A 13,064-nucleotide genomic window follows, 5' to 3' on the forward strand; every position below is an offset into this window, starting at 1 on the left:
TGACGGTTCACGAAGCGGGCTGGACTACTCGATATCGATCGAGATGCCCGACAGCTTCCACGCGCCATCGGAGGGGATGAAGCCGAGCTGATACTTCACCTGCTTGGGCGTTGTGTCGAAATGGCCCTTGAGCCGCAACACGCCCTTGTCGTCGATCTTGGCGTCCTCATCGAGGACGATCGGCTTGGCGACCACGGCGTCGAACACCGCGTGCTTGTCGACCAGATCCTTGAAGATCGTCTTCAGCTTGTCCGGCGAAAACTGGTCGCGGAACGGCTTTGAGATCTTGGCGTGGAACACGGCGAAATTGTTCGCGGCCACCGCATCGTTGAGCGAGACCAGGATGCTCTTGATCAGCACCTCCTGGACGAACGGGCTCGGCATATCCAGCGCCGAGGCCGGGCGCATCGCGCAGATCAGGAGCAGGCCGGCGGCGGCGACAATCGACCGGAAACGTGGCCAGCAAGGGATCATCAATGGCCCCAAATCAAGCGTGGCGATGCGGTCCGTCATTTGCCTGCTCAGACATGGAGTGGGTCCATCGCCGGGAGTCTTGTTCTCAATAACGGAAAACCACGGCTTCGTCTTGAGCCAAGCGCGAGCTAGCGCGGCTTTTCCCCGGGGCCGTGGGCGTGGATCGCCAGCGCATGCACCGAGCCGGCGAGTTCCTGCGCCAGCGTCGCATTTATCATGCGATGGCGTTCGATCCGGCTCTTCCCTTCGAAGGCCGGAGACACAATATATACCCGGAAATGTGTCTCGCCGCCTGGCCTGTGGCCGGCGTGGCCCTCATGCAGATGTGACTCATCGACCACGTCGAGGCTTTCGGGCAAGAAAGCTTCACGCAACTTGTTTATGATAGCGTCTTTGGTGCTCATGGCGGCGGAGTTAGGTCCGCGACGGCTTTTCGTCAATGGTGCAAGCGGGAAACGAGGTCTGCGCAATGTCAAGACTTGAAGATTTGTGCATTGCGTAGTCAAAGAGAACATGCCGATCGATTCATCAAAATTCTTCGACTCCATTCGCATCAAGCCGACCAAGGTGAGTGCGAAGCGCCAGGCGCAAGCCGGTGAGCAGGCCGTTGCCTGCGAGTGGGCGGGTTGCCAGAACAAGGGCGCGCACCGCGCCCCGAAGGGCCGCGAGAATTCGCGCGAGTATTGGCACTTCTGTCTCGATCACGTCCGCGAGTACAACCAGTCCTACAATTTCTTCCAGGGCATGAATCCTGACGACGTCGCGCGCTACCAGAAGGACGCGCTGACCGGCCACCGTCCGACCTGGAAGATGGGCGCCAACAACGGCAAGAAGGAGAGCGGGCTCGATGCCGCCTCCGATCCGTTCCACGTGTTCTCCGAGCTCAATGGCCGCGGCCGCTGGCGCCCCGGACCGGGCGGCGCGGAGCCGAAGCCCGAGACCCGCAAGGTCATGAACGCCGAGCGCAAGGCGCTGCTGGTGATGGGGCTCGGCGCCGGCGCGACGCTCGAAGACGTCAAGTCGAAGTACAAGGCACTGGTGAAGCAGCACCATCCCGACGCCAATGGCGGCGACCGCTCCACCGAGGATCGCCTGATCGAGATCATCAAGGCGTACAATTATCTGAAGACCGTGGTGCGCGAGGCGTAAGCTGTCGCCTCCGTCGTCCCTGCTTTCGAAAAGCAGGGGCCCATAACCACCGGCGGTTATTGTTCACACAAGATGTTTGCCAGATTGCCCCATTGTTGGGCCGCGGCGTACGGGTCCCTGCTCCCGTGCGCAACTGCGCACTAGGCAGGGACGACGGCGGAGGGTGTGCTCCGCCATCGTCCAACGGTGCAGTTTTGTAGCCCGGATGGAGCGCAGCGCAATCCGGGGCTCTTCCATCCGTGGTCACACCGTTCCCGGATTTCGCTGCGCTCCATCCGGGCTACGGTTAGCTCTCAGTCCTTCGGCACTGCCCCGACATAGGACGAGCTCGGCCGGATCAACCGGCCGGTGCGCCGCTGCTCCAGGGCGTGCGCGGTCCAGCCGGCGGCGCGGGCGGTGGCGAAGATCGGCGTGAACGCCTGGCGCGGGATTTCCAGCCCGTCGAGCAGGATCGCGGTGAAGAACTCGACATTGGTCTCGAGCGGCCGGTCCGGGTTCTTCTTGCGCAGCGCTGCGCGGATATAGGCCTCGACCTCGCCGGCAAACGGCAGGTCGGCGCCGTCGGCCTCGAGGCGTTCGATGGCGATCTTCAACACGTCGGCGCGCGGGTCACGTACGCGATAGACCCGATGGCCAAAGCCCATCAGCCGTTCGCCATGCGCCAGCGCGCCGTCGACCCAGGGCTTGATGCGCTCCCGGGTGCCGATTGCGTCCAGCATCTCCAGCACCGGCTCCGGCGCGCCGCCATGCAGCGGGCCGGTCAGTGCGCAGTAGCCACCAGTGATGGCCGCGAACAGATCGGCCTGGGTCGACGCGATCACCCGCGTGGTGAAGGTCGATGCGTTCATGCCGTGATCGCAGACGGTGACGAAATAGGCGTCGAGCGCCGCAACCTCGCGCGGCTCGGTCTTGCGCCCCCGCAGCATCCGCAGCGTGTCGGCGGCGTGGCTGGCATTCGGGTCCGGCGCGATCGGGGCATGTCCCTTGGCGTGCTGCACCAGGGCGCCCGCGATCACCGGGAAGGCGCCGACAATGGTCGCCTCGTGCTCCAGCCCGTTCTCGCCGCGCAGTCCGGCGATCGCGGCGCGGAAGCCGTCGACGATCGACATGCCGCGCGTCGCCGGCAGCAGGTCCGGCAGCCGCGCAAAGGCGCGTTCGCGGGCGGCGCCGAGACTGGCGCGGACGTTGGCTTCGCTCAGCGACTTGCCCGTGGCGCCATTCCACAGCCGCGCCGTGACGCCCTCGAAGCTCGACTTGTCTGCGAGGTTGGCGACGTGCTCGCCGGCGATGATCAACTCGCCGCGCTCGCCGTCGACATGGCTCAACACGGTCTCGGCGGCGGGAACGCCGTCCAGACCGATCTGGCTCTTGGTGAGAATCATGTTCATGGCCCGATCTCCTTGCTTCACGGCTTGAAGGTCGGGCCTCTCGACGAGTTGATCAATCTTGATTATATAAATCAATATGAAAAAATCCGCCGAGCTTTACCTCTCCGCCCGCGAGGCCGCCGCCGAACTCGCGATCTCGCCGGCGACGCTTTACGCCTATGTCAGCCGCGGCCTGATCCGCTCCGAGCCGTCGCCGGATTCGCGCAGCCATCGCTACCGCGCCGAGGACATCAGGGGGTTGAAGGAGCGCCGCGTGCCGTCGCCGGAGCCGCGCGGGTTTCGCAATTTCGACGCCGATCTGCCGGTGATGGATTCGGCGATCGCGACCATCACCGAGCAGGGCCCGATCTATCGCGGCGTGAACTGCGTCGATCTCGCCCAACGCGACACGCTGGAGCACACCGCGACGCTGCTATGGGACGTCACCGGCGTCGATCCGTTCGCGTCGGACAATTGCCCGCATGTTTCGGATGAGATGCGTGCGATCGCAGAGGCCGCGCGCCGCGCCCAGCCGATCGACCGCACGGTCGCCGTGCTGGCGCTGGCGGCGAGTGCCGATCCCGGCGCCTTCACCCGCGCGCCGGATGGACGCGCGATGGTCGGCGGGCGCATCCTGCGGCTGCTGGTTGCGACCATGCTGAACGCTGTGCCATCGGCCGAGCCACTGCATGAGCAGGTGGCACGGGTCTGGACGCCGGATAACAAGCACGCGCCCGACCTGATTCGCCGCGCGCTGGTGCTGCTCGCCGATCACGAACTGAATGCCTCCACCTTCACGGCGCGCTGCGCGGCATCGACTGGCCTCAATCTGTACGACTCCGTGATCGCGGGTCTCGTCGCGTTGAAGGGGCCGATGCATGGCGGCGCAGGCGTGCTCGCCTCGCGCCTGGTCAAGACCATGATCGACAATGACGTTGCGCCTGTGGTCCGCGAGCGGGTTGCGCTCGGCGAGCGCTTCGCCGGCTTCGGGCACGGCGTCTACAAGAAGGGCGACCCGCGCGCGATCTCGCTGCTCGAGGCCCTGACGCGGGCCGGCGCACCGCGCAAATTCACCCGGGAAGTGCCCGATAGGATTGCGGAAGCAACCGGCGAGTTCGTCAACATCGATTACGCGCTGGCGGTGCTGGTGCATGCGCTGCGGATGCCCGCAGGGAGCGAACTCGCGCTGTTTGCGATGGCTCGCAGCGTCGGCTGGATCGCGCATGCCAGTGAGCAGCTTCAGCTCGGCAAGCTGATTCGGCCCCGCGCGCGCTATGTCGGCCCGGCACCGGGGCGGGCCGGCACCACCAATAGCATCTAGCTATTTTGCCGGCTTGGCCGGTTCGATCAGGCCGCCGCCATGCCGGCGGCGGATGGTCCAGATCGCGAGCGACAGGATGACGGCAGCGCCCGCGACCGCGAACATCCACAGGTGCTTGCCGACATGTTGATGATGCGGCAGGCCGGCATAATCGTGCAGCGCGGTCACGGCGAGCACGCCGGGCAACACATGCGCCGGTGCCCAGAGCAGGATCGCGGGGATGTTGATCGCGTAGAAGCGCGCCGGCGGCATGTCGAGCGCGCCGGCGGTGATCGGCACAAAGGCGCGAATCGGCGGCACGAAGCGGGCGAAGAACACGGCGAGCACGCCCCAGCGGTTGAAGAAGGCCTCGCTCTGCGCGACCACGCGCGGGTAGTTGGAAAGCGGCCAGACCGACAGGATCTCGCGCTGGCTGCGGTGGCCGATCAGATAGGCCGTGCCGTCGCCGAGCATCGCGCCGGCGGCCGCCGCGGCGAGCACTGGCACGAGCTTCAATTCGCCGCCCGGGACCAGCGCGCTCAGCGCCAGGATGATGGTCGAGCCCGGCACCAGCGAGCCGACCACCGGGACTGCTTCCAGCAAGGCGGCCAGAAACAACGTCAGATAGGCGAGCCAGGCATGGGCCGAAACGAACGCGATCAAAGGGTCAAGAAATGAAGTCACAGAATCCCTGGGTGCGGGTGAAACAGGTCCGAGAGCTAACAACTCCCCGCCGGGCTGAAAAGTGCCTGCGGACAAGCCGCCGTGGCGCTGCGGCGAAAGTACGGCGGGATTTGCAGAGCAGCCTTCCAAAAACCGAGTTTCGCGCCTATCTTTATGATACAACAACGGAACTTTGATTTGCCCGTGGGCTTCTGCCGGCCGATGCTCTCTGCTAGGCTTGTGCGTAGCACCCCATCCGCAGCCAAATGACCTAAATCTGGTTTCGGGAATGCCCGGGACCTCGGAGGATGAATGACGACGGCCGTCCAGACCAAAGCGCAAGAACCCGTCGGGTTGCCCGACATGAAGGTGTCGGTTCGGCAGGTCTTCGGGATCGATAGCGATCTGGAAGTTCCCGCCTATTCCGCAGTCGATCCGCATGTGCCGGAAGTCGACAGCGACTATCGCTTCGACCGCGCCACCACGCTCGCGATCCTCGCCGGCTTTGCCAGGAACCGCCGCGTGATGGTCACTGGCTATCACGGCACCGGCAAATCGACTCACATCGAGCAGGTTGCGGCCCGCCTCAACTGGCCCTGCGTGCGCGTCAACCTCGACAGCCATATCAGCCGTATCGATCTCGTCGGCAAGGATGCCATCGTGGTCAAGGAGGGCAAGCAGGTCACGGAATTCCGCGACGGCATCCTGCCCTGGGCGCTGCAGCACAACATCGCGCTGGTGTTCGACGAATATGATGCCGGCCGCCCGGACGTGATGTTCGTGATTCAGCGCGTGCTGGAAGTCTCCGGCCGCCTGACGCTGCTCGACCAGAACAAGGTGATCAAGCCGCATCCGGCGTTCCGCCTGTTCTCGACCGCGAACACGGTCGGCCTCGGCGACACCTCGGGCCTCTATCACGGCACCCAGCAGATCAACCAGGGCCAGATGGACCGCTGGTCGATTGTCACCACGCTGAACTACCTCGCCCATGACGAGGAAGTTGAGATCGTGCTGGCGAAGGCGAAGCACTATCGCACCCAGGAGGGCCGCGACATCGTCAACAAGATGGTGCGGCTGGCGGATCTCACCCGCAACGCGTTCGCCAATGGCGACCTGTCGACGGTGATGAGCCCGCGCACGGTGATCACCTGGGCCGAGAACGCCGACATCTTCAACGACATCGGCTTCGCGTTCCGCGTCACCTTCCTCAACAAGTGTGACGAACTGGAGCGGCCGCTGGTCGCCGAGTTCTACCAGCGCTGCTTCAACGTCGAGTTGCCGGAATCCTCGGTCAACGTGGCGCTCAGCTAGTCCATGCCGAAAATCTCCGTCGAGCGCACAGTCACACAGACGAAGAAGGCGGTGCTCGGCGGATTGCTCCGCTACAACAACGAGAAGATGGGGAAGCAGAAGTACAAGCGCTTCGCCATCTCGCTGCGGCAAGGCGACGAGATCGTCGGCGGCATCGTCGGCGAGGTCTGGACCGCGGTGTTGTTCATCCAGCTGTTCTGGATGGAGCAGAAGTTTCGCAACAAGGGTTTTGGCGCGAAGCTGATCAAGGCGATCGAAGACGAGGCGCGGCGCTTCGGAGCCACGCAATCCTATCTTGATACGATGAGCTTCCAGGCGCCGGGCTTCTACCGCGCCCATGGATATAAAGAGTTCGGTTCGATTGAGGGGTATCCCGGCGGCGTCACGCGCCACTGGTTTACAAAATCGCTATGACAACCTCCAATATCAAATTCCGTCCCGGATCGAAGGAAGCGCCGACCGAGCCGTTCAAGCGCTCGGTGTCGGCGTGCCTGAAGGCGATCGCCAAGAAGCCGGAGCTCGAGGTCTCTTTCGCCGCCGAGCGTCCCGGGCTTGCGCCCGGCAAGGCGCGGCTGCCGGAGCCGGCGCGCAAGATGACCAAGCGCGATGCGGCGATCGTGCGCGGCCACGCCGACTCGATCGCGCTCAAGATCGCCTGTCACGATCCCAAGGTGCATCGCAAGCTGATGCCGGGCAATCCGCAGGCGCGCGGCGTGTTCGAGGCGGTCGAGCAGGCGCGCGTGGAGGCGATCGGCTCGCGGCGGATGGCCGGCGTTGCGAAGAACCTCACCGCGATGCTCGACGATCATTTCCACCGCGGCAAGTATGACGAGATCACCGATCGCGCCGATGCGCCGCTGTCGGATGCGCTCGCGATGCTGGTGCGCGAACGCCTGACCGGCATGGCGCCGCCCGCGGCCGCCAAGAAGATGGTCGATCTCTGGCGTCCGACGCTGGAGGACAAGATCGGCTCGCGGCTCGACCAGCTCAGCCGTTTCACCGAGGACCAGGCGAGGTTCGGTGACATGGTCCACGATCTGCTGTCGGCGCTCGATCTCGGCGACGACCGCAACATGGATTCCGACGACGACGAGGATCAGGACGAGAACCAGGACGGCGAGAACGATCAGTCCGGTGCCGAGGGTTCGCCCGATTCCGACGCCGCGCAGGAGATGAGCGCTGACCAGGCTCAGACGAGCGCGGAAGAGATGAGCGAAAGCGCGATGGAGAGCGCGCAGGCCTCTACGTCGGACACGTTCGACGACGGCGAGCTCGGCGACGATGAGACGCCGGGCGAGGCGACGCGGCCGAATTCGCGCGGCCAGAACGAGCCGCGTGGTCCGGAATATCACGCGTTTGCGCCGAAGTTCGACGAGGTGATCGCCGCCGAAGATCTTTGCGATCACGACGAGCTCGAGCGGCTGCGCTCCTATCTCGACAAGCAGCTCGCGCATCTGCAGGGCATCGTGGCGCGGCTCGCCAACCGCCTGCAGCGCCGCCTGATGGCGCAGCAGAACCGCGCCTGGGATTTCGATCTCGAGGAGGGCATCCTCGACCCGGCGCGGCTGTCGCGCGTCGTCACCGATCCCTATCATCCGCTGTCCTTCATGCATGAGAAGGAGGCGACCTTCCGGGACACCGTGGTGACGCTGCTGCTGGATAACTCCGGCTCGATGCGCGGTCGTCCGATCACGGTTGCCGCCACCTGCGCCGACATCCTGGCGCGCACGCTGGAGCGTTGCGGCGTCAAGGTCGAGATCCTGGGCTTCACCACCCGCGCCTGGAAGGGCGGGCAGTCGCGCGAGGCGTGGCTTGCGGCCGGCAAGCCGGCCAATCCCGGCCGCCTCAACGACCTGCGCCACATCATCTACAAGTCGGCCGACGCACCGTGGCGTCGTGCGCGCAAGAACCTCGGCCTGATGATGCGTGAGGGCCTGCTCAAAGAGAACATCGACGGCGAGGCGCTCGACTGGGCGCACAAGCGTCTGCTCGCGCGTCCCGAGCAGCGCCGCATCCTGATGATGATCTCCGACGGCGCGCCGGTCGACGACTCCACGCTGTCGGTCAATCCCGGCAACTATCTCGAGCGGCACCTGCGCCACATCATCGAGGAGATCGAGACCCGCTCGCCGGTCGAGCTGATCGCGATCGGCATCGGTCATGATGTGACGCGCTATTATCGCCGCGCGGTCACCATCGTGGATGCCGAGGAGCTTGGCGGCGCCATCACCGAAAAGCTCGCCGAGCTGTTCAGCGAGACCCACGGCTCGGCGCCCGCACCGGGCACGCGGCGCCGCCTCCACTCGTGAGACATGCGCTCACCGCCTAGAGCGTTTTCGAGCGAAGTGGATACCGGTTCGCGTAAAGAAAACGCGTCAAAACAAGAATCTAGAGCCCCGTTCCGATTCAATCGGAACGGAAAGGGCTCTAGCCGCCGCCACGTCCTGCAAGGGATGGCGGCGGGGCTGTCGGCCGCAGCATTGCCGCGTCTCGCACAGGCGCAGGGCGCGAGCCAGCCGGCACTGACACCGGGACCGCCCGGCAGGCCGGGCCGTCACCGCGTCGACGAACCCGCAGCGGTCGAGCTCAACGCACGGCCGCTGCCGTCATTCGATATCCGCGATCGTGCCCGGGTGCGGTTCGGCGCGCTGGAATATCGCAGCGGCCTGATCCTGACCTCGCCGTTCTCCGGCTTCGGCGGCCTGTCCGCGCTGCGGCTCGATGCCAAAGGCGAACGCTTCATTGCGGTCAGCGACCAGGGCACCTGGTTCACCGGCCGCATCGTCTATCGCGGCCGGGAGATGGCCGGGCTCGACGATGTCGAGGCGGCGCCACTGCTCGACGCCCACGGCAAACCGATCACCGCCACCCGCGGCTGGTATGATTCGGAATCGCTCGCGCTCGACGGCTCCATTGCCTATGTCGGGCTCGAGCGGGTCAACCAGGTGCTGCGCTACGATTTCGCCAAGGGCTTCACCCGCGCGCGTGGCGAGGTGGTGCCGCTGCCCGCGGCGGCGCGCAAGCTGCCCATCAACAAGGGACTCGAGGCGCTCGTCTTCGTGCCCAAGGTCATGCCCAAAGCCACACCGGCGAGCCAGCCGCTTGCCGGTACGCTGATCGCGCTTTCCGAACGCGGGCTCGACGCCGGCGGCAACCTGATCGCCTTCCTGGTCGGCGGCAAGACGCCGGGCCAGTTCAGCGTACGCCGCACCGAGAATTTCGACATCAGCGACGCGGTCCTGCTGCCGTCGGGCGATCTGCTGATCCTGGAGCGGAAATTCTCCTGGCTCGGCGGCGCCGGCATTCGTATCCGCCGCCTCGCTTTGTCGGACATCGCGCCCGGCGCCGTCGTCGATGGTCCGGCGATCTTCAATGCCGATCTCGGCAACGAGATCGACAACATGGAGGGCATCGACGCCCATGTCACCGCGGAGGGCGAGACCGTGCTGACGATGATCTCCGACGACAATTTCTCCCTGATCCAGCGCAATTTGCTGCTGCAATTCACGCTGGTGGAGTGAGACGCCGGCCTGCGGGCCCCCGTTATCGCATTGCTGATCTGCCCCGGCCCGTTCGGCGACCGCGGCAGTTGGTGATCGCGGCGGCCGCCTCTATCCTATCGTGGCCGTTTCCCCGATCCCGGATACCCCTCGCATGAGCACCCTGTTTTCCCCGATCGAACTGCGCAGCCTCAAGCTCTCCAACCGGATCATGGTGTCGCCGATGTGCCAGTATTCGGCCATCGACGGCTCCGCCAATGATTGGCACTTCACCCACATCAACATGCTGGCGCTGTCGGGCGCCGCGATGTTCTGCATCGAGGCCACCCATGTCGAGGATATCGGGCGGATCACGCCGGGTTGCCTCGGTCTCTACAGCGATGCCAATGAGGCGGCGCTGAAGCCGATCCTGGCCTCGGTGCGCAAGCATTCGAAGGCCGCGGTCGCGATGCAGCTCGCCCATGCCGGCCGCAAGGCTTCGAGCCAGCGTCCGTGGGAGGGCGGGCAGCTGATCCCGGTCGCCGAAGGCGGCTGGCAGACGGTTGGGCCATCTGATGTCCCGCATAAGGAAAGCGAGGCGCCGCCGCTGGCGCTCGATGACGCCGGCCTGAAGCGCATTCGCGAGGCCTTTGTCGCGTCAGCGAAGCGCGCCGACCGGCTCGGCATCGACGCGCTCGAGCTGCACGGCGCGCATGGTTATCTGCTGCACCAGTTCCTGTCGCCGATCGCCAACAAGCGGACCGACCGCTATGGCGGCTCGCTCGAAAACCGCATGCGCTTCCCGCTCGAAGTGTTCGACGCGGTGCGCGCCGCGTTCCCGGATCACAAGCCGATCGGCATGCGGGTGTCGGCGACCGACTGGGTCGAGGGGGCCTGGGATCTCGCGCAGACCATCGAATTTGCCAAGGAGCTGAAGAAGCGTGGCGTCGACTGGATGGACGTCTCCTCCGGCGGTGTGTCGCCGCTGCAGAAGATTCCGCTCGGTCCGGGCTACCAGGTGCCGGCGGCACGGGCAGTGAAGGAGGCGACCGGCGTCACCACGATGGCGGTCGGCCTGATCACCGAAGCGAAGCAGGCGGAGGAGATCGTTACCTCAGGCAAGGCCGACATGGTCGCGCTCGCCCGCGGCATGCTCTACGACCCGCGCTGGGGCTGGCACGCCGCCGCCGAGCTCGGCGGCGAGGTGAGCGCGCCGCCGCAATACTGGCGCTCGCAGCCCTCGACGCAGAAGGCGCTGTTCGGCAAGACCACGTTCGGGACGCGCTGACGCACCGTCTCGCCTGCGAGGTCAATGCGTGGCGGGTCCGAACCAGCGCGTGAGCGCGGCGTCGAGGCCCGCCAGGTCCTCGCCGTCGGCGGCCCAGGCGATGCAGGCATCGGGGCGGATCAGCAGCGACGGGCCGGCGCGCCTTGATACGCATCGGACGAACATGTCCCAGCGAGCTGCGATTGCTGACGCGGCCCCACCCGTTGCATCGATCAGCACCGCCCTGCCGTCTTCCATCTGATCGAACAGCGTTGTTTCCGCGCCGTCGTCGCCGAGCGCGAAATTGCCGGAGAGCCGGCCGACCGATGCATGATCGCTGCCGAGGTCGTAACGGATCTTGATGCCGCTGATCATCTCGCCGAAGTAGCGGGTGCCCTCGTCGCCGCTCATCAGGTCGGCGACGATGTCACGCAGGGCATCCATCATGACGTCAGGCCGCATCAGCGCAACCTGGGCGCGGGTGTTGGCGAGCACCTTGGCCGCGATCGGATGCCGCTCTGCCGTGTAGCTGTCGAGCAGGCTTTCCGGCATGCGGTCGCAGACAACTGCCGCGAGCTTCCAGCCGAGATTGGCCGCATCGAGCAGGCCGAGATTGAGGCCTTGCCCGCCGAACGGCGAGTGCACATGCGCCGCGTCGCCGGCCAGCAGCACGCGGCCCCTGCGATAGCTGTCGGCTTGCCGCGCATTATCGGTGAAGCGCGTGGCGGTCTTGACGGCGGTGACACAGACGTCGGCGCCACTTATTCTGCGCAGGGTGCTCTCGATCTCCTCGCGCGTCACGGGCGCGCTGCGATCGGCCGGCGGTCCGTCGAACTCGGCCATGAACACCCGGCCGGGAATCGGTCCAGAGGCCATCATGCCGACGGGCGTCCGCCGCCAGCCGACCGGGAGCAGACGATCCGGATGATCGAGGTCGACGATAGCCTGGTGTCCGGTGAGGGTCGGTTCGGTGCCGCGAAAATCGAAGCCCGCGCGCTTGCGCACCGCGCTGCGTCCGCCGTCGCAGCCGACAAGATAGGCCGCGTGCAGCTCGACATCGCCGGACGCGCCCCTTGCTCTCGTCAGCATACCGTCTCCGGATTCCTCGAAATCGATCAGCTCGCAGCCGCGTCGGACCGCGATGCCGAGTGCGCAGGCGCGCTCGCCGAGCATTTTCTCCAGCGCTTGCTGGTTCACGCCCCGCAACCGCCGGTCCGGCTCGCGCTGACGCGTCTGGTCGATCCCGAAGATGCCGGAGAAGTGCCCGCCGAACTTCTTGAACGGCAGCTCCGACTCGCCGTCCGCACTCTTCATGAGCCTGGACATGCTGTCCGCCATGCTGCGCTCGACCGCATCCATCGCCTCGGCAAGGCCACGGCGCTGCAGCGCCTCGCCCGCGAGGGCGCCGATCGCGCCGGCCTTGATGGTCTGGTCGGGCTCCGCCAGCCGCTCGATCACGATCACGTCGGCGCCGCCCAGGGTCAGTTCGATCGCGAGCAGCAATCCGGTCGGCCCGGCGCCGACCACAACCACATCCGTCCGTTCACGCGTCAAGTCGTCACCACAAAATTTGTACTCAGTATAATATTTAGTATGGTACAAATTCTTCCATGTCAAATCGGGACGGATTGCGGGAGCGGAAGAAGGAAGCGACGCGTCAGGCGATCTCGGATGTCGCCACCGAGCTGTTCGTGGCGCGCGGCTTCGACAATGTCTCCGTGGCCGAGATTGCCGAGGCCGCCGAGGTCTCCCGGATGACGGTGTTCAATTACTTTCCGCGCAAGGAAGATCTGTTCTTCGACCGTGAGGAGGAAAGCCGCCAGATTCTGAAGGCCGCCTTTGCCGAGCGACCAGCCGGCGAAGCGCCGCTGCTGACGCTACGCAAGCTGGTGCAGAGCCTGGCGGATCGGGCGCATCCGTTCGCGAAGTTCACCGATGCAACGGCAAAATTCTGGCGCACCGTCGCCGAAAGCGCGGCGCTCTCGGCGCGGGCGCGCGAGATGCGTGACGAGTTGATCGATGATCTTGCAACCGTGCTGGCGGGCGCCATCAAG

Annotated in this window: 13 protein-coding genes; 8 read left to right on the top strand and 5 right to left on the bottom strand. The window is 65.6% G+C overall.

Annotation, left to right across the window (positions count from 1 at the left end; genetic code table 11):
• Positions 1-24: 24 nt before the first annotated feature.
• Both H8B02_RS37680 and H8B02_RS37685 read right to left on the bottom strand, forming a co-directional pair.
• Positions 25-474 (bottom strand): hypothetical protein, encoded by a 450-nt coding sequence (locus tag H8B02_RS37680; protein ID WP_229170838.1) that lies wholly within the window; start codon positions 472-474, stop codon positions 25-27.
• Between the two features lie 128 nt (positions 475-602).
• Positions 603-878, bottom strand: coding sequence for a BolA family protein (locus H8B02_RS37685; RefSeq protein ID WP_028338206.1), 276 nt, complete (start codon positions 876-878; stop codon positions 603-605).
• 109 nt (positions 879-987) lie between these two features.
• Between H8B02_RS37685 and H8B02_RS37690 the strand changes: the two genes are divergently transcribed.
• Positions 988-1,623 (top strand): J domain-containing protein, encoded by a 636-nt coding sequence (locus H8B02_RS37690; protein WP_092120102.1) that lies wholly within the window; start codon positions 988-990, stop codon positions 1,621-1,623.
• 293 nt (positions 1,624-1,916) lie between these two features.
• Here the strand turns inward: H8B02_RS37690 and H8B02_RS37695 are convergent, their stop codons facing one another.
• The gene (locus H8B02_RS37695; RefSeq protein WP_229170839.1) at positions 1,917-3,011 is read right to left on the bottom strand and encodes a citrate synthase/methylcitrate synthase; all 1,095 of its coding nucleotides are present in this window, start codon (positions 3,009-3,011) and stop codon (positions 1,917-1,919) included.
• Positions 3,012-3,087: 76 nt separating this feature from the next.
• Here H8B02_RS37695 and H8B02_RS37700 point away from each other — a divergent pair, with 76 nt between their 5' ends.
• Complete coding sequence (locus H8B02_RS37700) at positions 3,088-4,311, top strand: citrate/2-methylcitrate synthase (RefSeq protein WP_212311927.1); 1,224 nt, start codon at positions 3,088-3,090, stop codon at positions 4,309-4,311.
• On the opposite strand, the gene H8B02_RS37705 is transcribed toward H8B02_RS37700, so the two are convergent.
• On the bottom strand, positions 4,312-4,974 hold the full coding sequence (locus H8B02_RS37705; protein WP_229170840.1) for a DedA family protein: 663 nt from the start codon (positions 4,972-4,974) through the stop codon (positions 4,312-4,314).
• Positions 4,975-5,265: 291 nt separating this feature from the next.
• Between H8B02_RS37705 and cobS the strand changes: the two genes are divergently transcribed.
• From cobS to H8B02_RS37730, 5 genes are all read left to right on the top strand, one after another.
• Positions 5,266-6,264, top strand: coding sequence for a cobaltochelatase subunit CobS (gene cobS / locus H8B02_RS37710; RefSeq protein WP_092120091.1), 999 nt, complete (start codon positions 5,266-5,268; stop codon positions 6,262-6,264).
• 3 nt (positions 6,265-6,267) lie between these two features.
• On the top strand, positions 6,268-6,678 hold the full coding sequence (locus tag H8B02_RS37715) for a GNAT family N-acetyltransferase (RefSeq protein WP_229170841.1): 411 nt from the start codon (positions 6,268-6,270) through the stop codon (positions 6,676-6,678).
• A complete protein-coding gene (cobT, locus tag H8B02_RS37720) occupies positions 6,675-8,573 on the top strand; it encodes a cobaltochelatase subunit CobT (RefSeq protein WP_229170842.1) in 1,899 nt (632 codons plus the stop codon). Before H8B02_RS37715 ends, cobT begins: the two co-directional genes overlap by 4 nt.
• A gap of 144 nt (positions 8,574-8,717) precedes the next feature.
• Positions 8,718-9,785, top strand: coding sequence for an esterase-like activity of phytase family protein (locus H8B02_RS37725; protein ID WP_229170843.1), 1,068 nt, complete (start codon positions 8,718-8,720; stop codon positions 9,783-9,785).
• A 133-nt stretch (positions 9,786-9,918) separates the two neighbouring features.
• Positions 9,919-11,031, top strand: coding sequence for an NADH:flavin oxidoreductase/NADH oxidase (locus tag H8B02_RS37730; protein WP_229170844.1), 1,113 nt, complete (start codon positions 9,919-9,921; stop codon positions 11,029-11,031).
• A 21-nt stretch (positions 11,032-11,052) separates the two neighbouring features.
• On the opposite strand, the gene H8B02_RS37735 is transcribed toward H8B02_RS37730, so the two are convergent.
• Positions 11,053-12,564 (bottom strand): FAD-dependent monooxygenase, encoded by a 1,512-nt coding sequence (locus H8B02_RS37735; RefSeq protein ID WP_229170845.1) that lies wholly within the window; start codon positions 12,562-12,564, stop codon positions 11,053-11,055.
• Positions 12,565-12,620: 56 nt separating this feature from the next.
• Here H8B02_RS37735 and H8B02_RS37740 point away from each other — a divergent pair.
• The coding region (locus tag H8B02_RS37740; RefSeq protein WP_229170846.1) for a TetR/AcrR family transcriptional regulator at positions 12,621-13,064 on the top strand (444 nt) is incomplete at its 3' end.

The sequence above is a fragment of the Bradyrhizobium altum genome (assembly GCF_020889705.1).
Taxonomy (GTDB): Bacteria; Pseudomonadota; Alphaproteobacteria; order Rhizobiales; family Xanthobacteraceae; genus Bradyrhizobium; species Bradyrhizobium altum.